The sequence below is a fragment of the Nitrosococcus wardiae genome (assembly GCF_004421105.1).
Lineage (GTDB): Bacteria > Pseudomonadota > Gammaproteobacteria > Nitrosococcales > Nitrosococcaceae > Nitrosococcus > Nitrosococcus wardiae.
Genome location: NZ_CP038033.1, coordinates 2,493,822 through 2,519,770 on the forward strand (window position 1 = coordinate 2,493,822; position 25,949 = coordinate 2,519,770).

General features: G+C 52.3%; 19 protein-coding genes and 1 pseudogene. 13 read left to right on the forward strand and 7 right to left on the reverse strand.

The genetic code is table 11. The annotated features are described in order from the left end of the window. Window positions 1–12: 12 nt before the first annotated feature. From E3U44_RS12030 to E3U44_RS20665, 3 genes and pseudogenes are all read left to right on the forward strand, one after another. Window positions 13–2,976, forward strand: a complete 2,964-nt coding sequence (locus E3U44_RS12030) for a multicopper oxidase domain-containing protein (protein ID WP_134358423.1) — start codon at window positions 13–15, stop codon at window positions 2,974–2,976. A 458-nt stretch (window positions 2,977–3,434) separates the two neighbouring features. Further along, window positions 3,435–6,179, forward strand: coding sequence for a copper-translocating P-type ATPase (locus tag E3U44_RS12035; RefSeq protein WP_134358424.1), 2,745 nt, complete (start codon window positions 3,435–3,437; stop codon window positions 6,177–6,179). Between the two features lie 124 nt (window positions 6,180–6,303). Continuing rightward, a pseudogene (locus tag E3U44_RS20665) lies at window positions 6,304–6,564 on the forward strand (trehalase-like domain-containing protein); the annotation flags it as partial. 258 nt (window positions 6,565–6,822) lie between these two features. Here the strand turns inward: E3U44_RS20665 and E3U44_RS20040 are convergent. Further along, window positions 6,823–7,017 carry a hypothetical protein gene (locus E3U44_RS20040; RefSeq protein ID WP_240761855.1) on the reverse strand — a complete coding sequence of 65 codons (195 nt, stop codon included), beginning with the start codon at window positions 7,015–7,017 and terminating at the stop codon, window positions 6,823–6,825. On the opposite strand from E3U44_RS20040, the gene E3U44_RS20045 reads away from it, so the two are divergent. After that, a complete protein-coding gene (locus tag E3U44_RS20045; RefSeq protein WP_420812620.1) occupies window positions 6,937–8,241 on the forward strand; it encodes a glycoside hydrolase family 15 protein in 1,305 nt (434 codons plus the stop codon). The genes E3U44_RS20040 and E3U44_RS20045 overlap by 81 nt on opposite strands. Before the next feature lie 73 nt (window positions 8,242–8,314). Here the strand turns inward: E3U44_RS20045 and E3U44_RS12045 are convergent, their stop codons facing one another. Next, entirely contained in the window at window positions 8,315–8,854 is a 540-nt protein-coding gene (locus tag E3U44_RS12045) for a c-type cytochrome (RefSeq protein WP_134358426.1), read from the reverse strand. A gap of 719 nt (window positions 8,855–9,573) precedes the next feature. Between E3U44_RS12045 and E3U44_RS19650 the strand changes: the two genes are divergently transcribed. From E3U44_RS19650 to E3U44_RS12070, 5 genes are all read left to right on the forward strand, one after another. Beyond that, on the forward strand, window positions 9,574–10,257 hold the full coding sequence (locus tag E3U44_RS19650; RefSeq protein WP_338040793.1) for a transposase: 684 nt from the start codon (window positions 9,574–9,576) through the stop codon (window positions 10,255–10,257). Window positions 10,258–10,462: 205 nt separating this feature from the next. Then, entirely contained in the window at window positions 10,463–11,812 is a 1,350-nt protein-coding gene (locus tag E3U44_RS12055) for a TolC family protein (RefSeq protein WP_240761428.1), read from the forward strand. A gap of 53 nt (window positions 11,813–11,865) precedes the next feature. Continuing rightward, on the forward strand, window positions 11,866–13,311 hold the full coding sequence (locus E3U44_RS12060; RefSeq protein ID WP_134358428.1) for a multicopper oxidase domain-containing protein: 1,446 nt from the start codon (window positions 11,866–11,868) through the stop codon (window positions 13,309–13,311). Between the two features lie 150 nt (window positions 13,312–13,461). Beyond that, window positions 13,462–13,701 carry an SHOCT domain-containing protein gene (locus tag E3U44_RS12065; protein ID WP_134358429.1) on the forward strand — a complete coding sequence of 80 codons (240 nt, stop codon included), beginning with the start codon at window positions 13,462–13,464 and terminating at the stop codon, window positions 13,699–13,701. 101 nt (window positions 13,702–13,802) lie between these two features. Further along, the gene (locus tag E3U44_RS12070) at window positions 13,803–14,000 is read left to right on the forward strand and encodes a transposase (RefSeq protein WP_240761826.1); all 198 of its coding nucleotides are present in this window, start codon (window positions 13,803–13,805) and stop codon (window positions 13,998–14,000) included. A 107-nt stretch (window positions 14,001–14,107) separates the two neighbouring features. Here the strand turns inward: E3U44_RS12070 and E3U44_RS12075 are convergent, their stop codons facing one another. The 4 genes from E3U44_RS12075 to E3U44_RS12095 form a co-directional block, all read right to left on the reverse strand. Then, entirely contained in the window at window positions 14,108–15,253 is a 1,146-nt protein-coding gene (locus tag E3U44_RS12075; RefSeq protein WP_134358430.1) for a PAS domain-containing sensor histidine kinase, read from the reverse strand. 86 nt (window positions 15,254–15,339) lie between these two features. Next, entirely contained in the window at window positions 15,340–15,846 is a 507-nt protein-coding gene (locus tag E3U44_RS12080) for a hypothetical protein (protein ID WP_134358431.1), read from the reverse strand. A gap of 34 nt (window positions 15,847–15,880) precedes the next feature. Next, window positions 15,881–18,391: a copper-transporting P-type ATPase gene (locus tag E3U44_RS12085; RefSeq protein ID WP_134358432.1), complete on the reverse strand. Its 2,511-nt coding sequence runs from the start codon at window positions 18,389–18,391 to the stop codon at window positions 15,881–15,883. 309 nt (window positions 18,392–18,700) lie between these two features. Then, the gene (locus E3U44_RS12095) at window positions 18,701–19,291 is read right to left on the reverse strand and encodes a hypothetical protein (protein ID WP_134358433.1); all 591 of its coding nucleotides are present in this window, start codon (window positions 19,289–19,291) and stop codon (window positions 18,701–18,703) included. Between the two features lie 210 nt (window positions 19,292–19,501). Here E3U44_RS12095 and glgP point away from each other — a divergent pair, with 210 nt between their 5' ends. Further along, window positions 19,502–21,196, forward strand: coding sequence for an alpha-glucan family phosphorylase (gene glgP, locus E3U44_RS12100; RefSeq protein WP_206054778.1), 1,695 nt, complete (start codon window positions 19,502–19,504; stop codon window positions 21,194–21,196). 19 nt (window positions 21,197–21,215) lie between these two features. On the opposite strand, the gene E3U44_RS12105 is transcribed toward glgP, so the two are convergent. Continuing rightward, window positions 21,216–21,644 (reverse strand): quinol oxidase, encoded by a 429-nt coding sequence (locus E3U44_RS12105; protein ID WP_134358434.1) that lies wholly within the window; start codon window positions 21,642–21,644, stop codon window positions 21,216–21,218. A 107-nt stretch (window positions 21,645–21,751) separates the two neighbouring features. On the opposite strand from E3U44_RS12105, the gene E3U44_RS12110 reads away from it, so the two are divergent. The 3 genes from E3U44_RS12110 to E3U44_RS12120 are packed head-to-tail and all read left to right on the forward strand — an operon-like array spanning window position 21,752 to window position 25,936. Then, window positions 21,752–22,324, forward strand: a complete 573-nt coding sequence (locus E3U44_RS12110; RefSeq protein ID WP_134358435.1) for a carboxymuconolactone decarboxylase family protein — start codon at window positions 21,752–21,754, stop codon at window positions 22,322–22,324. Between the two features lie 22 nt (window positions 22,325–22,346). After that, window positions 22,347–23,981, forward strand: coding sequence for an AI-2E family transporter (locus E3U44_RS12115; RefSeq protein WP_134358436.1), 1,635 nt, complete (start codon window positions 22,347–22,349; stop codon window positions 23,979–23,981). A 17-nt stretch (window positions 23,982–23,998) separates the two neighbouring features. Next, window positions 23,999–25,936, forward strand: coding sequence for a CHASE2 domain-containing protein (locus E3U44_RS12120; RefSeq protein ID WP_134358437.1), 1,938 nt, complete (start codon window positions 23,999–24,001; stop codon window positions 25,934–25,936). Window positions 25,937–25,949: the final 13 nt, after the last annotated feature.

The following is a 25,949-nucleotide window of genomic DNA, read 5'->3' on the forward strand; positions in this document are numbered from 1 at the left end:
AAGGTTAAGAAAATGAAAGCTATTGTTTTTGGATTAAAGAAAAAAACAACAATGGCATTGATGCTCCTGGCAACTATGCTAGTTTCCTCAAATTTAATATTGGCGGCCACATATAATTTTGAAGTCTTTGCCAAACCATTACCCAACGGCCAATTAGGTTACGTTTTAGATAGCGAAGACGCAGATGCTATTATTCCAGGACCGACTCTGTTTGTTAAAAAAGGCGATACGATCAATATTACGTTGACAAATAAAACCGATGTTGCGGTGGGCATTAATATTCCGGGTCTACATGAAGGTGCGGCTGAAGCTGTAGCTGGTGGCTCACAAAGCTATTCATTTACCGCTGATCAAGTGGGGACCCATCCCTATTATGACGAAGGTTCGCAGATGCTCGGCTTGTTCGGTGCTATTGTGGTGGATGCTGCTGATGGAACGGTTCAAAGCTATGTTGATGATGATGGAACCATCACCGCTGTTAAAAGGTCCGATCTGGACAAAGAATACATCATGTACATGGTGGGTTCCACGTTCTGGGGAGCGGAAATCGTAAACGATACCCAAACTCCTTTATGGACTAATCCGGTTTTAGGTGCAGTGCTGGGTGATGTGGTGCGATTCCATGTTCTATCCATTGGCCATGATCATACCTTTCACTTGCATGCACATCGCTGGCTGGATGAAATTGCCCCTGCCAATCAGGGGAGTGCGCCTAGCATAATCGACGTTAAGCTACTGACAGGCAAGGTTGACAGTCATGCTTTTACTGTTAAGGCAGGTTCTGGTGTTGGCGCAGGTATGTGGCACCTGCATTGCCACCTGGTTTCACACATGGAATCGGGCATGACGGGTCGATTCCGAGTGGATGATGATCCAGCTGCCGGGAACAGTATTGCGGGTGCTTCTCCTTATGGCGCGATTCTCCTTGGTGCCACTGATGATCCTGGTTTGGTCACCTTCGAAATCTCGGATGAACCCGGCAGCTGGTTCAGAAGCGCGCGTGCTAATGATCTTGCTCCGATTACTAAAACGAGATCGCTGGAAGTGATAGCACCTGGTAGCAGCGCGCACTTTATTATGTCGGACACCAATGCCGTGCATACGATCACCACCTTGCTATGGCCAAGCGATGCCGATGATCCGCTTCTAGGTAATCCGCACAATATTCCATTTGATCAGACCAAAGCCTATCGGGGTGGTGCAATTGTGCAGCTGGATACCCCAGGATTGTATGTCTTTACCTGTAAAATCCATCCCTATATGTTTGGTGCGGTGATTGTGGATGATCCAGAAACGGAGGGATTAGATCTAGGGACAAAGATTGATCTGGTCACCGGTGTAAATGGGCTACCAACCATCAGTGATCTGGCAACTCGTCTATTGAGAACTTTCTTTGTGGCAACCACCCAAGAAAACTGGCAGGATTATACTTCATCTGCGCCTTGGACAGTGAGCTATCCTGATGTGGAAATAGCCATAGGGGATCTAGATGGTAACATTGTAGACAATGTTCCCTTAAAAGGCGTCCTAGAAGCAAGATACGGTCAGGATATTAAGCTGGATCCATTATCACCTCCTGGAGATCCAGGTGTGGGTGAAGTATGGATTGATACTCAGTTTGAAAAGACAGCGGGTAAAACAAAACCTGGAACTATTACGGTACTGGACGCGACTCATTGGACCATCAAGCGCAAGATTGCCTTACCGGGGATTAATATGAACCATCCTCACAATATGTGGAGCAATGCAGAGCAGTCGGTTATCTATCAGACCCAGTGGTTTGATAATAAGTTGACCATGATAGATCGTGAAAGCGGCGCAATGCTACATAATACCCGGGTTGGCGATGCACCTTCACATGTAATGACATTACCCAACTCTGACGATATTACGGTTGCCATCAATGGTGAAAATGGTATTAGTGTGATTCCTGCAGAAGCTATCGATTGGACCCTCAAGCGCAAGATTGCCTTACCGGGGATTAACAAGAACCATCCTCCCAATAGGAGTAATACAGAGCAGTCGATTATCGATCAGACCCCGTGGTTTGGCGATACGCCTTCACGTGTAATGGCATTATCTAACTTTGAAGATATTACGGTTGCCATCAATGGTGAGAATAGTATTAGTGGGATTCCTGCAGGAACTATTGCTCCTCAATATATGATACCAACCCAACTGCCTGGGCAAATCCCAGCAAATCCACATGGCCACTGGATTTCAGCTGATGGTAGCAAAATTGTTACGCCGAACATCAATACCTCAGATACAGGTATCTATGACGCCAGTACGGGTCAAATTATTGCCAGATCCCCTGCAGGTGGCATTTTTCCAGCGGCACCCCACCCCATTGCGATTGGGATGGGAATAGATAAAATTTATACTACCAATCTACTGGATCATTCCATGAATGTTTATCAGCTTGATGGTACGCCGGTGACAACGATCAACCTTGTTGCTGATTATGATCCCGTTAGTCCAACCCATCCTGCCACACTAGCGGATCGTGATGGAGATGGTTTAGTGACAGTGGGTGTGCTGCCGATCCAGACGCCTGTGGATCCAACAGGTCGTGTTGTCGTTACAGCCAATACAGGTGGTACCATCACTATCGTTGATACTCGTATGGATAAGGTTGTCGCCATGTTACCTTGTGATCCAGGCTGTCATGGCGTTAATTTTGGCGCCAAGTCGGGGGGTGGTTATTATGCCTATGTTTCCAGCAAATTCTCCAATCGGTTGATCGTGGTCGATCCTGATCCAAATAATGATGGTAATTTTGCTGATGCTGTCGTTGCAGGTACCCTTTCTATGGCTGACAATAGTGCACCCACTGATGACGCTGTTGTGGGTCTAGCTGGCATGGGTGGTCAAGGTGTTCTACCCATACCAAACGTTTATAACGGTTGGGTACAGAATCTACCCGATAGCTGGAAAACTAGTTTGACGCCGGCACAACTTAATCCGGTACCGTAATTTTTTCTACCCAAGAGAGAGGATTGACATAACAATATTATTGAAATAAAGGTTTGTCCTCTCGCAAAAATCAAAACACCGTTTATCGGACAAAAACCAGTAAACGGTGTTTTTTTTTAATCTTTTGCTATTCAATGCTTGGTACAGTTTCACACGGCGAAAGTTTCGTAGGGTTTCATAAATTGCCGGCGGTATTGTTTTCCAACTTTTTCTTGAACTTTAATTGTGTATATAGGGTTGCAGTCGGCGGCTACTTTTTCACTGTGTTTATTTTGAGTAAATTTGGGATTAGGCTATAGAAGCTCTACCCATGCACTATATTTTTAATCATCCCCTCAATCGTTAAACCTGAATTTTTCACCACTTGATTTCTTTGTGATCTTAGTGCCTTTGTGGTGACCTCATGAATGATCCAGGTTAAGGGAGGGAGATCGCAAAGGTTAAAGAAGAGGACGACCATGCCGCACTCTGCTCACCGCCCATCCCAGAAAGAACAGCGCCCCAAAAAGCAGACCCAGGAGGAGCATAAAGCCCATCACGACCGATTCGCCGGGAGCGAATCGAGACCTCCGCAGGAGGCCCGAAGGGGTCGCGCCAGGGAGGGCGCGCCTCAAGGCCATGACCACGGGGCCATGGTGGCGGACTTTCGCCGCCGGTTTTGGATTTCCTTAGTCCTGACAATTCCTATTCTGGCTCTCTCGCCCATGATCCAAGAGGCACTGAACCTAAAGCAGGTGCTCGCCTTTCCCGGATCCTTATACGTCTTATTTGGGCTGGCCAGTGGGGTCTTCTTTTATGGGGGTTGGCCCTTTATCAAAGGGCTTTTTAGTGAGCTGAGGCAACGCCAGCCAGGGATGATGACCTTAATTTCCCTGGCGATTATGGTGGCCTATTTCTATTCGAGCGCGGTTGTCTTTGGGCTGCCGGGCAAGATTTTTTTCTGGGAACTGGCCACCCTGATTGATGTCATGTTGCTCGGTCACTGGATTGAGATGAAATCGGTCATGGGGGCCTCAGGTGCGCTGGAAGCGTTAGTGCGGCTGATGCCCACCGAAGCCCACCGCTTAAGGGACGATGACACCACCGAGGAAGTCCCGGTCACGGAGCTTAAACCGGGGGATCGGGTGGTGGTCAAGCCGGGAGAGAAAGTCCCCACAGATGGGCTTATCATCGAGGGCACCTCCAGCTTAAACGAGGCCATGTTGACCGGGGAATCTAAGCCGGTCACCCGCAGTGAAGGGGAAGAGGTCATTGGCGGTGCAATTAATGGGGAAGGGGCCCTGGTGCTGGAGATCCAAAAGACGGGGGCGGAGACCTACCTCTCCCAGGTTATCGAAATGGTCCGCCAGGCCCAAGGGTCCCGTTCCCGCACCCAGGATTTAGCCAATCGTGCTGCTCGATGGCTGACCTATATTGCCCTTTCGGTGGGAGGGCTCACGCTCCTAGCCTGGCTCCTTTTGGATGAGCCCTTTGAATTTGCCTTAGAACGGATGGTGACCGTGATGGTCATCACTTGTCCTCATGCCTTGGGATTGGCGGTGCCTTTGGTGGTGGCGGTGAGTACTTCCCTGGCTGCGCTCAATGGCCTATTAATCCGCAACCGGGCCTCCTTTGAACGGGCTCGGAATCTGCAGGCCGTTGTCTTTGATAAGACCGGGACCCTTACTGAAGGGCGGTTTGGCGTTTCTGATGTCATTCCCCTAGCGGATTTAGACGAAAAAGCCCTATTGCACTTGGCCGCCTCCCTGGAGCAGCAGTCGGAACATCCCATTGCCCAAGGAATTGTAGATGCGGCGAAAGAAAAAGGCATCTCGCTGAGCAAAACCAAAGCGTTTCAAAATTTGCCGGGGCGCGGCGCCCAGGCCGTGATTGAGAAACAGCAAATTAAGGTAGTCAGTCCCGGTTATCTCAAAGAGCAGGAGCTGGAAGTCCAGGATGAGCGCCTGAGCGAAGTGGCGGCCCAGGGCAAAACCGTCGTTTATGTGCTTGGTGAGGGGAAAATCCTGGGGGCCATCGCCCTGGCGGATATTATCCGGGCAGAATCCTATGAAGCTATTGCCCATCTTAAGGAGATGGGCATTCAGTGCATGATGCTCACAGGGGATAGCCGCGCCGTAGCTAGCCATGTGGCCAAGGAACTCGGGTTAGATGATTATTTTGCCGAAGTGCTTCCCCATGAAAAGGCGGCTAAGATCCGCGAGGTGAAGTCCCGGGGATTGGTGGTGGCCATGGTAGGAGATGGGGTGAATGATGCCCCAGCTCTGGTGGAAGCCGATTTAGGGATTGCCATTGGCGCAGGGACTGACGTGGCCATCGAGTCTGCGGACATTGTCCTGGTCCGCAACGACCCCCGGGATGTGTCCGCCACACTGGGGCTCTCTCGCGCCACCTACGGCAAAATGATCCAGAATTTGCTGTGGGCCACCGGTTACAACACCGTGGCTATTCCACTGGCGGCGGGTATTGCCTACCCGCTTGGGCTGGTGCTATCGCCGGCGATGGGTGCGGCGCTCATGTCGGTAAGCACGGTCATTGTGGCCATCAATGCCAAGCTCCTGGAACGCTACCGGGCCAAGATGCGGACAGAAGAAGAGGAGGAGGAAGCTCCGCCTGCCGCAGTCAAACCTGCCCCGGCGCCCCCAAGGCGATCCAAATATGAATGGGTGGTGCCAGCGATTACTATCTTTTTGATGGTTGCCGCCTTAGTGGGGGGTATTTTATGGGTGCAACTGGGCGGGAAAATAGAAGAGGAACCCCCCACCGTGGCGGAGACGGAACAAGAAGCGCCGACAGCTCCCCAGTCTACCGAACCGCCACCCAGGGATGAGGCTGCCATTGCCAAAGCGCCGCCTAAGGAGGTAGCGGAACCTCCCGCGCCGCCAGAGAAACCAGAACCCCCTGTGGAGGAAGAAGCCCCGGTGACTTCGCCCTCGGAAGGTCCCCGTCAAAAGATCGAAGAGGCCGCACCTGCACCTCCTCCCACGCCGGCTGTCAAAGAAAAACCAGAGAAGGCTGAACCGGCGGCGCCAAAGACCGTAACGGTTCAACAGGGAGATACCCTCTCTCGGATTGCAGAGCGCATCTACGGCGATCCCACCCAGTGGCGTCTTATCTATGAAGCCAATCGGAACCAGCTCGAGAGCCCTGATAGAATAAAGGTGGGGATGACACTGAGCTTACCGCCCGTATCTCGTAAGGAATAAAGGAAGGTCTTTTTTCGATAAGGGCTGAGTGACTGCAGTAGAGGCGATATTATGACAGATTTCCAAGTGGCCCAGGTCGAAGATTATGGACCTTACTCTTCCTTCTGCGAGGGCGGCTGAGGCGATGAACCTATCCGAACACAATAATGGAAACTGCACCAATGACCGGCCCATCCGCGATTACGCAATAATCGGTGATTGCCACGGCACTGCGCTCGTTACCCGTGACGGTTCGATCGACTGGTGCTGTTTGGGTCGCTTTGATGCTGTGCCTGTGCTCTGGCGTCTGCTCGATGCGGCCCAAGGGGCCTTTTTCGCGATCCGTCCAGCGGGAGAGATGACTGCCAAACGGGCGTATCTTCCTGGCACGAATATTCTGCGCACGACCTTCACGGCCTCGGGTGGTCGCGTCGCCGTCACCGACTTCATGCCGGTTGGCCGTGCCCCCGAAGCGGGGGCCGAGGATTACGTCACTCTTAAGGCGCCAGGTTGGCTGGTGCGCATCGTCGAGGGCCTTGAAGGCCACGTCGCCTTGCGCATTCAGTATCGCCAGGCGGAGATACCCTTCGACGGCACGGCGTCCCTTGATGCCGCACGGCGCAAGAGTGGGGTTACGGAGTACCTTCTCTACACAGAGGACGGCTCACCCGAGGGGAAAGCAGTCATGGATACGACCGTTGAAATCAAGGCCGGCGAGCGACGGGCCTTCGTTATCGCCCCTGCTGCAATCGCCTCCCCGGTCAACCACACGGATCGGCTGCTTGCGGTCACCTGCGCTTTCTGGCAGGAGTGGTGCGGCCGCTGCCGCTATCGTGGCCCCTACGCGGAGAGGGTACAACGTAGCGCCTTACTTCTTAAACTGCTGACCTTCGCACCGACGGGCGCGATTATCGCCGCCCCGACAACCTCGCTTCCCGAAGCGCTGGGCGGTACTCGGAACTGGGACTACCGTTTTAGCTGGCTGCGCGACTCCACCTTTATCCTGCACGCACTGGTGGCGCTCGGCTATAGCGGTGAAGCACGCCGCTTCTGCGAGTTTCTGTGCCAGTGCTGCGTGCGCTCGACGCTGCCCAATTTGCAGGTTTTGTATGGAATTGGCGGCGAAACCAAGCTTACTGAGCGCGAGCTCATCCACCTTAACGGCTATCGGGGCAGTCAGCCAGTCCGGATCGGTAACGCTGCCTACCGCCAGCGGCAGGCGGATATCTATGGCGAGCTTGCTAACTGGGCACTCCTCTATCATGCACTTGGCCAACCTATCGATTCTACGCTTGAGGAGATAATCCGCGGCGCAGCCGATTACACCGCCACCCATTGGATGGATCCGGATCAGGGCATCTGGGAGATGCGGAGTGAGCTGCGCCACCACGTTCACAGCAAGATTATGTCTTGGGTGGCGCTTGACCGAGCTATCCGCCTGCTAGGTCCGAATCCCCACTGGGAGAGGGCACGCAACGCCGTGCTAACGACTATCCTTGAGCGTGGCATCGACCCGGAGGGCACTCACCTCATCCAGGCTTTCGACTACCGCGATATGGACGCTGCGTTCCTGCTCGTTCCCCTGCTGGATGTGCCCATCGACCGGGCTATCCTTGTGCGTACGGTCGCGGCCATCGAGCGGCGGTTGCGCGTGGGGGACTACGTTCACCGCTATTTGGCACCCGATGGGTTGCCGGGCACGGAGGGCGCCTTTCTCATCTGTAGTTTCTGGCTCGTCGACGCCCTCTTGGCCCTCGGTCGGGCGGAGGAGGCGCGTGCCCTGTTCGAGCGCCTGCTGGCCAAGGCTAATGACGTTGGGTTATACGCAGAAGAGATTGACCCCGCAGACGAGGCGTTCCTTGGGAATTTCCCGCAAGGTTTCACTCACCTTGCCCTGATTAACAGCGCTATCCATCTGCAGCTGTATGCTCAGGGCGGTGAGGCGGCGCTGGGCGGGACCCACGCCGACCGCGTGCGGCGGGCGATTGGCGATAAGGATCATATACATGCCCTGCGGCGGGACCTTAAAGCAGAGGCTCACGGGGTCGACACGCGCCAATCGGTCTTGGATATGGATATTTGAACTCAAGAGGTGCATCCCTTTAGCACGCCTATGGATAGGGTAATTTAGGCACTCTCCTCAAGGAAATGAACGGTCAATGTGCGCTAGGCGCTTTTTTGTGAGCGCCATGTTCTATCGAAGCCGCCATTTTCTGATAGTCAGCAGGGGTTATCTCGGGCAGCTCCTGAACAAAGGCGACCAAGGCCCAGAGCTTCTCCTCTGAGAAGGAAACGCCCCAGGCGGGCATCCCTGTCATCCGGATCCCATGTTTAATAATCCAAAATAATTCCTCAGCGGACCAGTGAGAAGCGGCTTCATCCAGCTCAGGCGGCTCAGGGGTGAGACCCTTGCCAACTTTTCCTGGAGGCACGCCGGGCGCTCCATGACATGTTTCACAATGGGCCTGGTAGTGACGAAACCCGTCGGCTAGCTGTACAGCCTCCCCAAGTGGAGGGGCTTTGATAGCTTGCGCATGATAGCGCACGGATTGTGTCATGGTAGTGCTGAGAAGCCAACGGCCAGGAGGCGTATGCGGCTCGGTGGCGGCTACATTGAAATAACCTGAAAAAACTACCACAGAAAAAAAGAGAGCTGTAAAGATGGCTAACGCTCCAACAACTGCAAGTATTCTCATCAATACCTTCCCTTCCCTTTTCGCTGACCCCACATTGCACTCACACGCTGCATCGTGCATCGTAGCAGGACTTTTTAACTGCTGGAGGCCCAGCCGCTTCAAAGCACATTTCAATTTCAATAGTTCGGACAGTTTTTATACCTTGTTGCTGTAGGCAGGGGCCTGCTGGTATCGGAAAATGGTGTCTACGACAACGCCATTTTTTGACGATAACCAAAGGCCCCTACATTGATAATAGAAACCCTTTTAGCTCAAATGTCCAGTCTCTCCACGGCGCAACGTAAGTTGATGAAGGTGTTATTAACGACGTGGATGTGTCTGCGTGGCAAAGCCACCTTTCGTAATTTAAGCCGTTATAGCCAACTCAATGAGAAGACGTACGCCCGGTGGTTCCGGCGACCGTTTGATTTTGTCGAGTTCAATCGTCTGTGTTTAGCCGATCTTTTGGCGCAGCGTACCCGGCTTATTGCCGTGATGGATTGCAGCTTTAGTGAAAAAAGTGGTCGGCACACCTATGGTTTGGATAAGTTCTACAACAGCACGCACGATAGGGCCCAGAAGGGTCTGGAAATCTCTACGCTGGCCTTCGTGGATGTGGAATATGCTACCGCCTACAGCTTCTCCACCCGCCAGACGCCTCCCCCTGAGCATCCGGATGAAACACGAGTGGATGGGTACTTGCAGCATCTCAGAGAAGACCGGCACGCGTTATCGATTACCTGGTCACCGACGGCTATTACAGCAAAAAGAAGTTTACTGATGGGGTCGTGGACATCGGTCTTCATCAGATCGGCAAGCTTCGCCACGACGCCAACCTACGCTATCTCTACCAGGGTCCACAAAAACCCCGGGGCCGTCGCAGGCAGTACGACGGCAAGGTGCAATTTGACGACTTGAGCCGCCTTAAGTGGGTCCGGGAAATGGAGGGGGTCTATATTTACACCACAGTCGTCCACAGTGTCGGGCTCAAACGCACGATCCGCATCACCTATTTGCTCAAGCCAGATGGGCACAGGTTGCAGACCGCTCTGCTATTTTCGACCGATACCGAACTCTCTGCGGAGCAGATGTATCGGTACTACAAAGCCCGTTTTCAAATCGAATTTCTATTTCGTGACGCTAAGCAATTTACCGGCTTGTCCGACTGCCAGGCGCGAAGCAAAGAAGCCCTTCATTTTCACTTCAATGCCGCCATGACCGTGTTGAATCTGCTTAAACTTGAAGACCGTCAGCAAGCTTCAAACTCACAGGGGCACGTCATTTCTATCATGAGCTGGAAAATCCGTAAATTCAACGCGCATCTGCTCCAACGATTTTCTGAAAAGTTAGGTTTAGACTTCAGTTTGATAAAATCCCATCCCGCCTATGAAACCCTGCAAAACTATGGGGCTACGGCAGCTTAAAACTGTCTGGAGTATTGAATTTGCTATCCTTAAATAAATAGAAGAAGTGTTTTGGCACGTCAAAAAATAATGCTTTTTCCTTATGTGTTTAGTAAAAGCAAGTACTTCCCCTATAGCGTGTAACCGCTCGCGGATGGGCAGAATAGGTCTTATCTGCCTGCTGATATCCGCGCACCTCGGTTGCGCGAGCTATGACCGTGACACCATGGGTGGAAAAACCTGGCAAGGAGCGCCCGCGCCTTCCGCGGCTGAAGATAGGGTCATCGCCACTTCATTACTGCCGGAGCAGGCCGCAGGAAGGGAAACCCGCCCCGATTCTTCCCCGAGAGGACACTTGGAGGCCCTCTCCTTAAGGGAGCTGGAAATGCTTGCACGGCAGCACAATCCCACCTTGGTTCAAGCTGAGGCCCAGGTCAAATCCGAGCACGCCAAGGCGTTGCAGGCCGGGCTGTATCCCAATCCCATTATGGGCTATGTCGGTGAGCAAATCGGCGTGAAAGGTACAGTGGGCGAGTTTCAAGGGGGCTTTATCCGCCAGGAAATCGTGACGGCGGGAAAGCTGCGTCTCAGCCGCGAAAAATTTCAAGCCCGCGCCTCCGCCGCGGAGTTTCTCGCTGTAGCCCAAATGTATCGGGTGATGAATGCCGTGCGGATGCAATTTTACCGGACCCTGGGGGCTGTTCGCAGACTTGAGATTCAAAAAGAGTTGCTCAAGACGGCGGAGGATACTCGGGTGACGGTCCAGGAAATGTTCAATGTGGGGCAGGCCAATCAGGCCGACCTTCATCAGGTGCGCGTGCTGCACCAAGAGCAAGTGCTGGAGGTGCAGCAGGCGGAGAATGATTTGCACATGGAGCAGGAAACCCTCAGAGCGACCATTGGCCTGCCCCAGCCCCTTGGGAAGGTGACTGGGGAACTTGAAGGCCCCTTGAGCCTCTTCATCTGGGAAGAGGTGCTTGAGCAGTTGCTGACAGAGAGCCCGGAGCTGGCGGCAGCGCATGCGAATCTGAAAGCCGATGAAATTATGGTGCAGCGTGAAAAGGTGGAACCCATTCCCAACCTGTTTCTCGAGGGGTCTGCTGGTCGAAACTTTGATGCCAGAGAGACTGTCTATGGGGTCAGGGCCTTTATTGAAGTGCCCCTTTTTGATTGGAATCAAGGCACCCTCCGGCAGGCTCAAGCGGACTTACGCCGCCAGCGCAATGAGGTTCGCCGTACAGAACTGAGGTTACGGCAATCCCTGTCGGATTGGTTCCGGCGGTTTCGAACGGCGATGCAAAATGTAAAAGAATACCAAGCCGTGATCTTGCCGCAATCAAAGCAGCGCTATATCGCCCGCCTCAAGAGCTATCAAGCGGATCGGGAAGCCTGGCCTGACGTACTGGAGGCACAGCGCGACTTTTTCCGCCGCCGCTTGAACTACATTAACCGATTGGTGGCTTGGCGGGAGGCCCAGGTCGCTATTGAAGGTTTTCTTTTGGTCGGTGGTGGGTTGGAACCGCCAGTCAATGTGGTGCCACCAGGCCATATCGATGCTGTACCCAAACCGCGATAAGCGCGAGCAGCGTGCTTGGGCGAATCAACCACTGCGCCCAGGAGGCGTCATCCATGAAGAAAAAGTTAAGCCGCAGGCAATTCTTGGCTACCAGCGCGGCTGCGGTTGCAGCGGGGGCGTTGGGAGGAAAGGAGGCGCGGGGGCAAGAAGCAGCCGCTGCACCTGCACCCCATGCTTCTAATGCTTCAGAGCCTACCCCATCTTCCTTTTCACGCTATTCTCGCTACCATCCGAGTTTTGGCGGCCCGCCCGAATCAGATCACTTTTTGGGCAAATTGGTGCCAGGATTACGGAAATCCGGTCTCCCGCCTGTGCCTTTCGAAGCGCCTGATCTGGAAAAACTTTCCTGGCGAATGGTGAATGGCGTCAAAGAGTTTGAGCTCCGGTGCACACCGGTGAAGCGGGAGTTTCTACCAGGGCGTTTCATGAATGTCTGGGGCTATAATGGTAGCCTACCAGGGCCCACCATTGAAGCCTACCAGGGTGATCGGGTCCGCTTTGTGGTGCACAATGAGTTGCCTGAACCCACCACGGTGCATTGGCACGGGTTGGAATTGCCAGTGCAGTTCGATGGGGTGCCTGGCCTCACCCAGAATTTGATTCCGCCGGGAGAAACCTATGTCTATGAGTACGATCTGCATCAGGCGGGAACATTCTTTTATCATTCCCATATCGCCATGCAGGAAGCCTTTGGGATGGCGGGCTTTTTTATCATTCACCCGCGGATAGCTTACGATCCCCCGGTAGACCGGGATTTTGGTCTGATCTTCCAGAACTTCTTTATCTCCCCAAATACCGCTACGCCTGATTCCATGGCCATGAATTGGAATTGGCATACCATTAATGGGCGCAGTGGCCCCTACACCACACCGCTAGTATGCAAGCACGGCGAGCGGGTGCGGATACGGCTGATGGATTTTAGTCCCATGCAACATCATCCCATTCATCTCCATGGCCATACTTTTTGGCTAACGGGTACTGAGGCGGGGCGTATCCCTCCCAGTGCCTGGATCCCCAGGAATACCACCTTGACGGCCGTGGCCGTGGCCCAGGATTTTGAATTTATCGCCTTCAATCCCGGCGATTGGATCTTTCACTGCCACATGACACACCATATGATGAATCATATGACTAAGCAAGTCGGGCCACGTATTCGGCAGGATGTCGATGTATCTCGTTACCTGGCCGCATTACCTAACCGGCCGCCGGTGGAGGGCTCGTTTGAGACTGCCCCTTTTGAGGTACCCGGTTACCCGCAAAAAATGCAGGGAATGGAGATGAGCGCTAAGGTGATGCATAAAATCACGGGCCGGCGTGAAACTCGCGGCATGCGCAAGCAATGGCATGAGGGCGTAAAAGGGTTAATGACGGTGCTACGGGTGCTTCCCGAGGATCTCTATGATCGGGTGATGCATAGCGAGGAGGCCATCCAGCCTGGCGAAATTTTTGAAGCCATCGCCCGGCGTAAACACCACAAAGCTACCCGCTCTGCAGGCTAGAAAGTAAGAAGCTTATTGAAATCGTTAATTGAGTGGCGATTTAGGGTAGTAGGCGCTTTTTAGCACTGAGTGCCTACATAGAAGCTTATTCATGGATCATGTTATTTATTGCTATCGCTATTATAGCCATAGCTGAAGGGGAGACAGATCATGATGGGAGAGATGGACCATTTTGGTTGGGGGATGGGGCTCGGCTGGTTATTCATGCTGTTGTTTTGGATTTTGATCATTCTCGGGATAATCGCTTTAGCAAAGTGGCTGGTGAAGGCTTCTTCAAACCGGGATCGGCGCGCTGAAAAGACCGCTTTGGAGATTTTGAAAGAGCGCTATGCGCAAGGCGAGATTGACCGGGAGGAATTCGAGCAGAAAAAGCGCGACCTCCAAGGCTAAATGCCGGCAGATGGAGGCTGGCTGGAAGATCCACGATTTTCCCATGAAATTACGCAAAGATAAAGAATAGGCGCAAGGATGCACTACATAATATCTTATTCATAGGTACTTACACTACCCAAGCCTGTTCGTGCTGTGGCTATCTCAGCAACAGTGGTCCGAAAGGTAGGGCAGGACTTGGAATAAGAGAATGGTCATGCTCTGAGTGTGGAGCGCATCACAACCGAGACGTGAACGCAGCCATGAACATTCTCGCGCTGGGGCATCAGCGTCTCGCGGGAGGAATCCCCTTCCTTTAGGGAGGGGAGGATGTCAAGGCAGCCCATGCCTCAGCACGCAGTACGAGTTTATACCGGTTTGATGAACGGTGGTAATACCTCTAGTGAGGAAGGTGGGTGAAGTACGGTCAGGGTAAGGTAAAGTGGAATGTGCTGCCTTCCCTGGGGTTGGAGGTTATCCATAATTGGCCTCCGTGGGCTTCAATGATGGATTTGCTGATTGACAGTCCTAGCCCCATACTATCGGGCTTGGTAGTGACGAAGGGTTGAAACAGTTGTTCCATAATTTCCGTAGCAAGCCCTGGGCCACTGTCGCGCACCGTGACTTCGATGGCACCGTTTGCTGGCTGAGCGGTTCCAATGATCAACCTCCGCTGATGGACTTCAATATCACTCATAGCCTCAAGACTATTTTGTATCAAGTTAACTAAGACTTGTTGGAGTTGGAGGGGGTCAGCCTCAACTGGAGGTAGCGAATCAGCCAAATCAAGCCTTAGGTTAACTTTTCGCTCCTGTATCTTGGCTTCTATAAGGGTTGTTATTTCACTAATAAGTGCATTGAGGTTCACGGGTATCCATTGCCGCGTTGTTTTATCCGTGAGATCCTTGAAGCGGTGGGTAATTTTGCCGGCTCGTTGCCCTTGTTCAACTATTTGTTCCATGATTTTGATGAGTTTGTGGGTACCTATTTTTCCCGAGCGCAGCAGATTAAGGCAGGCTTGGCTATAGGTGACGATGGCGGCCAAGGGTTGATTGAGTTCATGGGCCAGTCCTGCGGCCATTCCTCCCGCCAGGCTAAGCCGTTCCATATGCGCTAGTTTCGCTTGCATCTGGCGCTGTTCTTCTTCAGCTTGCTTCCGAGCGGTGATATCCACGAGAACGTTCACTGCTCCGAGGAGTGTTCCGGAATCGTCGTAAAGGGGGTTGGCGTGGGCCTCGGCGGTGAGACGGTGGCCGTCTGGGCGCTCGATGATAATTTCGCGTCCGTTATATTCCGTCTCTGTATAGAGTGCCAATGCCATCCAGCACTGATCGTGGCGAATCGGCGAACCATCATGGGAAAACAGCTTAAAGGAGCCGCAGAATCGGTCTTCGGCATCGTTTAACTTCGGTACTCGCCCCCAAAGTTCAACGGCTCGCTGGTTAAAGTAAGTGATCAGGCCATTGGAGTCGCACATGTAGGCGCCTGCTGGGAGTTTATCCAGCAGGCGCTGGAACTCTGCCGTTCCAAGTTGTTGAAGTTGCTCTCCTATCCCGGGTGGTGAATGCAACATCCGTGACGTTCTTTACTGCAATCCATTGAGCGTTGATATCATGGTGGATTAATTATTATACCGTGAGTGCAAGCCAGTTTTAGATTTTACTGAACGCATTTATCCAGTTCCCGTTGCCGTGCTGTTATTTGGGCGTTAGTGAGTTCTTGCGAGGCGTTGAGACACCAGCTGTAATGGTGGATGTAGTTAGCGTTCCAGGTGGGACCAGACAATTCGCATCCAGTGGAAAGGTTAGCCTTATTTTGCCCTATAGAGACAATGCTGTACATGTTACAACGCTTATCAGCACCTGTGGGAAATTGAACTCCTGGGCATTTAGCCAGTTGGCCTATGCGCGCGAGATCTTCCCCTTGTGCAGCTTGGGCTGATGCATTCAGGCACCATTCCTTGTGATGTTCAGGGTCAGAGTTCCACCGGGGCCCAGTATAGCCACAATTATTTTTAATGTTTTGCGCGTTCTGGGCAACGGCGGTTTTAGTATATATAGAACAATACATCTTACTGGCGGCATAAGAGAAAGGAGGTTCTACCCCTAGCATGAGCAGCAAGAGCAGGAATGAATGTCGAATTATTCTTTTAAGGGACAATTTCATTTTTATTGGCCTCTCCCAAAGCTAATCTATTGTTTTATAGTTGAACAGTGCGTAAGCGCAAGGCATTGCTTATCACTGAAATTGAGCTAAAGCTCATAGCAGTGGCAGCAATAATAGGCGATAGCAACAGTCCAGAGAAAGGATACAACACACCAGCGGCAATAGGGACCCCCAGAGAATTATAAACAAAGGCAAAGAACAGATTTTGTTTGATATTTCGCATGGTCCCTTCGCTTAAGCGCCGCGCTCGGACAATCCCACCTAGATCTCCTTTTACCAGGGTCACTCCGGCACTTTCCAAAGCAACATCTGTGCCGGTTCCCATGGCGATGCCAATATGGGCCTGGGCAAGGGCAGGGGCATCGTTAATCCCGTCTCCAGCCATGGCGACGATCCGGCCTTCTTCCTGGAGTTCTTTAACCATTGCCACTTTGCGATCCGGTAGAATTTCGGCTTCCACTCGCTGGATTCTAAGCTTCCGAGCCACTGCCTCTGCAGTCGTTTGATTATCGCCAGTCACCATGACCACTTGGACGCCTTCATCGTGAAGAGCGTCGATTGCCTCTGGTGTGGTTGCTTTAATGGGATCAGCCACCCCAATGAGGCCAACGGGTTTCTGATCAATGGCAACAAACATTACCGTTTGACCTTCTGTCCGCAGGGCCTCAGCCCGCTCAGAGAGAGGACCCGGATCCAGATCCAATTCTTCCAGTAGTTTGAGATTGCCAATAGCGACTTGGCGGCCCTCCACTTTGCCCGTGACTCCCTTGCCAGTGGATGACTGAAAATGGTGGGTAGAGGCCAATTTGAGCCCTTTCTCTTCGGCGCTATTGACAATAGCGGCCGCCAGGGGATGTTCGCTGGCCCGCTCTAGGCTGGCTCCTAGGCGCAGAATCTCTGCTTCTTCAAATCCTTCTGCGGAAATCACTTGGCTGACTTTCGGCTTGCCTTCGGTTAATGTTCCTGTTTTATCGATGACCAGGGTATCGACCTTGCGCATGATCTCAATGGCCTCGGCATTTTTGAACAACACTCCGGAAGTCGCCCCTTTCCCCATGGCGACCATAATAGACATGGGGGTCGCCAGCCCTAGGGCACAGGGACAGGCGATAATGAGGACGGCAACGCTATTGACCAAGGCATAAGCCATCTTAGGCTCTGGGCCGATGAAGCCCCAGATAATGAAGGTGAGGATGGCGATCGCCACCACCGCCGGGACAAAATAGGCCGCGACCTGATCGGCAAGTCTCTGGATAGGGGCCCGGCTGCGCTGGGCCTCACTCACCATTTGCACAATTTGCGCTAACATCGTCTCGGCCCCTACCCGCTGGGCTTCGATTTCAAGCCCGCCGGTGCTGTTGACAGTTGCGCCAATAACTCGATCACCGGGGGTCTTCTCCACGGGAATAGGCTCACCCGTAATTATGGATTCATCTATGGAACTTGAGCCTTCCACAACGACTCCGTCAACCGGTATTTTTTCTCCGGGGCGGACCCGAAGGCGATCCCCTGGTTGGATTTGATCCAAGGGAACATCTTCTTCAACACCATCGACCCGAATTCGCCGGGCCGTTTTGGGGGCTAATCCTAACAAGGACTTAATTGCGCCCCTGGTCCGGCTCCGGGCCTTGAGTTCTAATACCTGACCTACCAACACCAGGGTTACAATGACCCCAGCCGCCTCAAAATAGACATTGACTTGGCCGCTTTCGTCCTGAAAGGAGGGGGGGAATAAGCCTGGGAATAGGGTGGCCACAATGCTATAGGAATAGGCAACAACCACCCCTAGGCTGATCAGGGTAAACATATTAAGATTTAAGTCAAACGCAGATTGCCAACTGCGGACCAGGGGAGGCCAACTGCTCCAGAGTACAATGGCGGTGGCGAGAGCTAATTCGATCGGTATGAGATAGGGGGAAGCGATCAGGTTTTCGGGAAAAGGCCCGGGAACCACATCCCCGAGGGCCATAATAACCAGCGGGACGGCGAGAAGTATGCAAACCCATAGGCCGAGGCGGAGCAGTAAGGTGGGCAAACTAAGGTTAGGGTTGAATACGGAGTGCCAACCTCGAACCAGAAAGGGCCAGCCACCCCAGAGCACAATAGGGGTAGCCAGCAGCAATTCGATAAAATTAAGCGTTCGTGGTGTGGCTAAATTTTCAGGAAACTCTCCCGGGATGACATCTCCCATGGCAATGATAACCAGCGGCACCGCCAGCGCTACACTGACCCAAAAGCGCCGGGACATATCTTCCAGTTCCGGGTTACGTTCCTCCTCAAGAGTGATGGTGCGCGGCTCCAGGGCCATCCCACAGATGGGGCATTCCCCTGGCTCGTTTTGCACTATCTCCAGGTGCATGGGGCAGGTGTATTCGGTGCGCGTTTCGGTGCTTACTGGGCTTTCCCGCTCCAGGCCCATGCCGCATTTAGGGCAGGCTCCTGGGGCCTCTTCCTGGACTTCCGGATGCATGGGGCAGGTAAAGGTATCTGGGTGGCTGGACACTGAGGGAGGGTCTGTCTGGGGTTGCGTGGTTGTCTCATCCATACCGTTCTCCTGTTGATTTTTGCTCGGCCTGCTATTGCTGGTTCCCTGCCGTTCAGCGATAAGGATGGTTATTGGCTACCTCCTTAAGGTTTCCGTCGGGCCCTTATTACCAGTACCAGCAAAGTGATGGCGGCAAGGGGCATCACAAAATCAAGCATAGTAGAATTTATAGGTTTCCAAAGCACTGTGTTGCAGGGGATATAGGAGCAGGTAGACGGTATAGGCCAGATAGTCGCCCAGGAATAGCACCCCTTCCCATTGGGCAATAAAGTGGAAGGTTAGAGAGAATAGCCCTGGAGTACAATGAAACTATGCTCTGAAGTTAAATTTAGGTGGATTGAAACACCAAAGTAGCATGCCACCGTGAGTCGCTCCAACGATAGCCCAGCCGATGGTCCAACTAAGAGCATCTCCCATGGCCCCAGCAATCGTTCCGCCGATGGCCCAGCCCATGGTAATGCCCAGAATCATCAGGGCGAGCTGTTTTTTCTGGAGATGGGATTGCTGCAAGGTTAATGCATAGCCGGTCACCCATCCCCCGATAGCGCCAGCGATAGCCCAGCCCAGGGGCCAACTAAGTGCCATGTTTAAGGTCTCTCCAAGGGCGCCAACAATGGCTTCGAAAAAGGCTAAGTTAATGGCCCAGCCCAGGGCCAGTACGGTAACTTGCTTGCCCTGAACGGGAGCTTTGATCAGTGTTAAGGCATATCCTGTCACTAAACCACCGATGGTTCCGCCAATGACCCATCCCATGGCATCCCCGATGAGGCTATCGCCAAAGGCCCAACTGAGGACAATGCCAATTGCCCCCGCCACGACCCACCCAATAACCATCCACCCAATGAATTTTTCTCGGTTAGGTGTGAGTTCAGCGGTATTGGTTTGCTGTTGTGATCCCATGGAATTCTCTCTCCTTATCAGCGTGTCATGACCGGTATTTTAAGCACTCCCTCGATATCTAGCTGCTGATCTCCCGAGAATTCTAGGTTTTGGAGCTTAATCTTATCCTATAACCCTAATAATCTTAAAATCGCAACTTCTTGTTAGCGTTTCTTGGCAAATGGGACTAGACATTCCGCTAAAAACTGGAAATAAAGGAGGAGTTCAATTATGCATATTTTGGATGAGTTTGTGGATGAAGAGCGCATTGCCTATTTTTCCATGGAAATTGCCCTGCGCAATGAGATCCCTATTTACAGCGGTGGTCTAGGGGTTTTAGCGGGGGACACAGTCCGCTCGGCAGCCGACCTAGAATTGCCGCTGGTGACCGTCAGCTTGGTCAGCCGGGCCGGTTATTGTCACCAGGAAATTAACACCAAGGGCCAGCAAATAGAACATCCCGATCCCTGGCAGCCAGAGGATTGGGCTACGCCGCTCGATGCTAAAATTGCCGTGCCCATAGAAGGCAAAATGGTGTGGATCGGGGCTTGGCTGTATGTGCTGAAAGGGCATATGAACGGCCAGCAGCCGGTGATCCTTCTCGACACCGATCTGGATGAAAACAGCGCTGAGGACCGGCGGCTTACCCACACGCTTTATGGGGGGGATAGCACCTATCGGCTCAAGCAAGAAATCATTTTAGGTATTGGCGGGGTCCGGATGTTGCAAGCGTTGGGTTTCCAGATCCGGGAGTATCATTTGAACGAGGGCCATGCAGCGCTGTTGGCACTGGAGTTGCTCCGACGCTATGCCTATCCGAAGGAGGAACTCCGCCCCGGTGAGTCTCCCTATAATCTTCCCCGGGTGAGGGATCTGTGTAATTTCACGACCCATACGCCGGTGGAGGCGGGGCATGACAAATTTTCCTATGATCTGGTTCAGCAGGTCCTGGGTGATTTTATTGATTTGGCCACTTTGAAACTCTTGGCGGGGAAAGAAAACCTTAACATGACCCGCCTGGCGCTGAATTTGAGCGAGTATGTCAATGGGGTGGCTAAGCGCCATGCGGAGTTGTCCCGAAAGATGTTTCCCGGCTATCGGGTCAAGTCCGTCACCAATGGAGTTCATCCTTTCACCTGGACTCATCCGAGTTTTGCCAAACTCTATGATACCTATCTGCCAGGTTGGTGCCATGAACCGGAACTTCTGGCCCGGGCGGAATGTTGCATTGCTGATGAAGCCATTTGGAAGGCCCATCAAGAGGCTAAACAACAGCTTATTAAAACCGTTAAAGAGGATACTCAGATAGCGCTCGATCCGGCGCTTCCTATTCTAGGTTTTGCCCGGCGAATGACTACCTACAAGCGTCCGGACTTGTTGTTTACCGACATAGAGCGATTGCAGGCCATAGCCCGGCAGCAACCCTTCCAAATCGTATTGGCCGGCAAAGCCCATCCCAAGGATGAAGGGGGTAAACGTTTGATTGATCTCCTCCATGCTCACCAGCGGGAGTTAGCGGATAGCATTCCCATTGCTTTTCTTCCCAATTACGGGATGGATTTGGCACTGACAATGGTGGCCGGGGTGGATGTCTGGCTCAATACGCCTTTACCTCCCTTGGAGGCTTCAGGCACCAGCGGGATGAAAGCCGCCCTTAATGGCGTTCCTAGTTTGAGTGTGCTTGATGGCTGGTGGATTGAAGGGTGTATTGAGGGGATCACCGGCTGGGCCATTGGCGATGGCAAGGAAGGAGAAGAGGAATCGGCTTTGCTGTATCAAAAATTGGAGCAAGTCGTCTTGCCTCTTTATTTTAAGGATAGCAACGGTTGGATTGCTGTGATGAAAGGGACGATATCTAAAAACGCTTCCTTTTTTAACAGCCACCGGATGATGCGGCGTTATGCTGCCGAAGCTTATCTTCGTTAAACCTTGTTTTAGGGGGCGGCTACTCTGTGTACACCACCTCCAGAACTCCAGTCATCCCTTTTTCCCGGTGACTTTCGAAGAAGAGAAGTTGATTATCGCAGTAAAAGGTAAATCGGCCTGTCCTGATGGGAGTAAATGTCACTATTTTAGGCTCTGTATCTAAAGAGATATTGATGGAGATACCCGCTTCTGGCGCTTGGATAACAAAGCTATGAGGAATGAGGCCGGGTTCTTTTGCCACTGAAAGCTTTACCGGTTTATTGACTTCCACAAGGACATGCTTAGGCCGGAAGAAATAGCTGCCAGCAATAATGGAAATATGCTGTACACCCTGTTCATCCACTGTGGCTTTCATGGATTTTGGAAGTGGTAGGGATGGTTCAATAGCATCACCATTAGCTGGGAGAACTAAGAGCATGATGAGGGTAAAGCATATCGTAGGGAACATTGTGGTTATCCTAGCCAATCACCATTTATTCCTCTTTACCTTTAGGTGAAGAGGTTATGAAAAAGAACATTGCTTTCTAAATTTTAGTATAACTAAGGAGTTCAGCCATGCCTGTTATTTCAACCCCACCTGAGTATCGGTTTCCATGGTATATACGGCTGTTATTTTGGATGCAAAAACGCCATTATGGGGCTGTATTTGAAAGCGCTCGCCTGTGGGGACGCATCCCTAAAGTGTTTATGCCTTTCGTACTTCTTTATCGGGCTTTTGAACGCCGCTCCTCACCCATCGATCCTCAACTGCGCTCGCTGGTGATGGTGCGTGTCTCCCAGATCAACCACTGTGCTTTTTGCGTTGATCTTAATTCCGCCATTGTGCTCCAGCGTAGTCTTGATTCAGACAAACTGGTGGCGCTCTCCGAATTTAAGACAAACCCCTTGTTCAGTGATCGGGAACAAGCGGCATTAGCCTATGCAGAGGCGATGACTTACCAGGAGCGGCAGCCTGCTGAGGAACATTTCGAGCAACTGCGCCGCCATTTTGATGAAGAGGCCATTATTGAGCTTACAGGTTTAATTGCTTTTCAAAACATGTCCAGTAAATTCAATACTGCCCTGGGTGTTGAGTCCCAGGGTTTCTGTGCTATTCCTTCCCGAGAGAAACAGACGGCAGGGGATTAATCTCATTGAGAGGTTTTTATCAGTGAATGCGAGGCGGCAACTTAGATTTTGGTTAATTGGTTTCTTTCTTTTTCTCTTCTCAGTCTATCTACTTCGGGAAATTCTGCTGCCGTTTGTGGCAGGTATGGCGGTTGCCTATCTAATTGATCCCCTTTGTGATTGGCTCGAGCGCAAAGGATTTTCGCGCACAATGGCTACAAGCCTAGTGACCGCGGGATTTATTTTTGTCGTTATCGCAGTATTGCTGCTGCTTGTTCCGCTGTTGCAGAATCAAATCATGCACTTGATAGAAGTTCTACCCTCCCTAATCGCGCGGGCGCAGGATTCCACTTGGCCCTGGTTGCAATTGCTTCAAGAACGCTGGTCCATTGATATATCCCAACTCCAGAACGCCGTCAGGGATCAGGCTGGCGCACTGATTAAATGGATAGGACGGACATTGGCTTCTCTCCTAAGCAGTGGTATGGCGCTAGCTAATCTCCTGTCACTCATTTTTGTGACGCCGGTAGTGGCCTTCTATCTGTTGCGGGATTGGGATAGGTTGATTGCACGGGTTGACCATTTGCTGCCGCGAAAATATGCCCCTGTCATTCGTGAACAGGTTAAGCTTATTGATACAGTTTTATCAGGTTTTATCCGTGGCCAGGCCAGTGTATGCCTGTTACTTGGGACTTTCTATGCAATAGGATTGACTCTGATAGGGTTGGATTTCGGATTAATGATAGGCATGGGAGCGGGATTGCTTTCGTTTATCCCTTATGTGGGTACTATCGTAGGTTTTATCGCGGGGATCGGTTTGGCCTTCGTGCAGTTTTCCGAGTGGACCCCGATTGCGCTAGTAGCGGGGGTATTTGTGGTCGGGCAGGTTATCGAAGGCAATTTTTTGACTCCCCGCTTGGTAGGTACTCGCGTGGGATTGCATCCGGTGGTGGTTATTTTTGCCTTATTAGCGGGTGGGGCATTGTTTGGGTTTTTAGGCATACTGTTGGCTGTTCCGGTGGCTGCGGTGGTAGGCGTGCTAACGCGGTTTGCAATCAAGCAGTATGTGGCGAGTCATTATTACCTGGATCTTACCCCGGCGGCGGAGGCAGATGCTGAGTCAATTTATGGCGCTTCCTCTGAGGCTAGAGCGTCAGCAGAGTACGGGGAACGACGAGGTCGCGGTATTTTTAAAAAAAGATATTTGACACTGTACTCGTTTGTCACAATCTGGCATATAGAAGCGCCGATCGAAGTAGTCTGGAATGCCATTTCTGATGTCGAGCGTTGGCCTGTGTGGTGGTTCTACGTAGAACGGGTGGTTAACCTGGGAACAGGGGATGAGAATGGCATCGGTTCCCGCCATCATTTTACCTGGCGGACTTCCTTGCCCTACAAGCTTTCACTTGAGTCTCAAGTCACCCGTATTGAGGCCCCTGTCTTTGCTGAGGTGATTGTCAGCGGTGATGTGGAAGGATGGGGGCGGTGGTATCTTTCTAGCGCCAAGGGTATCACAACGGTACGCTATGATTGGAATGTACGTACTATAAAACCTTGGATAGGTTGGTTGGCACCGATGATGAGATCTATTTTTAAATGGAATCATTATGCAATCATGAAACGTGGCGGGGAGGGTTTAGCCCGTTATCTCGGGGCTCGGTTTCGGGGAATGGAGTGATGATTTGAAGCATTGTGATGAAAGTACGCTGTTTCTTGCGCCATGTTTTTCATACCAGACTTTTTGCGCTCTTGAGTATTGTTATCATTGTGTTTGCTGGAATTGTCGGCGCTCGCCATTTGGGTTTGTTCGAAGGACTGGAATTGAGCGCCTATGATCGGCTCCTCGGGTTTCATCCCAAACGAGGAGGGCCGGCGCCGCCCATTGTTTTGATCCGGATCCAGGAGGCTGATATCCAGCGTTTCGGTTATCCGCTCTCCGATAGTCTACTTGCGCAAACTCTAGCAACGCTTTTACCTCACGCTCCTCGGGCCATCGGTGTCGATTTGTTTCGCGATCTGGCCAGTACGGGGCATGAGCGCCTGGCTGAAATTGTTAACAAAGACTCCCGTATCGTGATGGTTGACAAGCGCCTCGGTCAGCCTGTATCCGCCCCGCCATTCCTGGAAAGCAGACATCAGGTAGGCTTTGCCGACCTCAAACAGGATCAGGGCGGGATCATCCGCCGGGGACTTCTAATTCTCTGGAATCCCGAAAACCCAGCCCAGGCCTATTTGGCCTTCTCCCTACAACTGGCTCTTAGATATCTGCAAGAGGAGGGAATTACCCTCACCCCAGATCCTAGGAATGCTGCTTTGGTGCGTCTTGGCGAGACGACCTTACCCCGTTTTCGAGCCCATGATGGAGGCTACCATGGAGCAGATGATGGCGGCTATCAGTATCTGATGGATTATGGGCGGGGCCCTTTGCCGTTTCCCGCCTTCTCTTTATCGACGGTGCTAGATGGGGAATGGGATCCTGAGGCCATCCGAGGACGGGTCGTTATTATTGGCACTACCTCGCCTAGTGTGCCTGATCACTATGAAACTCCCTTTAGCAGCTTGGGTTTTGATCCTCTGTATGGCGTTGAATTGCACGCCCACGCTGCGGATCAACTCATCAGGGTAGCTCTCTCCGGGGATACTCCCCTCAAGATATTGAGCAATTACCAGGAACTGGTGGGAATTTTACTTGCAACTGTCATGGGGAGCACGCTGGGGGTTGCCACTCGGTCCTCGGTGCGCCTCACTTTTGCGGCCCTTGGCAGCGTCATTTTACCTGTGGGGGGGGCCTATTTAATTTTTCTTCAAGGTTGGTGGCTCCCCGTGGCAACCTTAATGTTTGCCGGGGGGAGTGCCTTTGCCGTAACTATCGCTGCTTTGTTCCTGCGGGAGCACCAGGAGCGCAAGCAGATCATGGATCTCTTTGGTTATTATGTCTCCCGTGAGGTCGCAGCAACGCTTTGGAGGCAGCGAGAGGAATTCATGGAAGCGGGGAGATTACGTCCCCAGGAACTGACTATCACCGTGCTAATGAGTGATCTGATGGGCTACACTTCCGCCCTAGAGAAAATGGATCCTGCATTTGTCATGGATTGGATCAACCGCTATATGGGTGCCATGGCCCAGATGGTGGAGGCTCATGGCGGTATTGTCGAGGATTATGCAGGAGATGGACTGAAGGCAACTTTTGGGGTCCCAGTACCAAGAACCCATTCCGAAGCAATCAATCTGGAAGCTCAGCAGGCTGTGAACTGCGCCCTGGCTATGGGGGAGGAATTGGCCCGGGTAAATGCTAGCCTAAGGGCGCAGGGATTGCCGATCGATCGTTGCCGTATCGGAATCTGTACAGGCCCTGCCATTGCGGGTAGTGTGGGGAGCCCACAGCGGATGACCTACACTACCGTTGGCGATACGGTGAATATTGCTGCCCGTCTGGAGAGCTTTAATAAAAAGGGATTCCAAGATGAGCAGAACTCTGGATTTCGGATCCTAGTGAGCGAATCGACCTGGCAACGGCTCGGTCCAGGGTATGGCGCAAAGTGTATTGGAACCCATCGTCTCCGAGGCAAAGACCATCCTCTTACCATCTACCGGATCTATAGCCATGGGGTAAAGGAAAAAACCGCCCTTTAAGGAGGAGAACGAA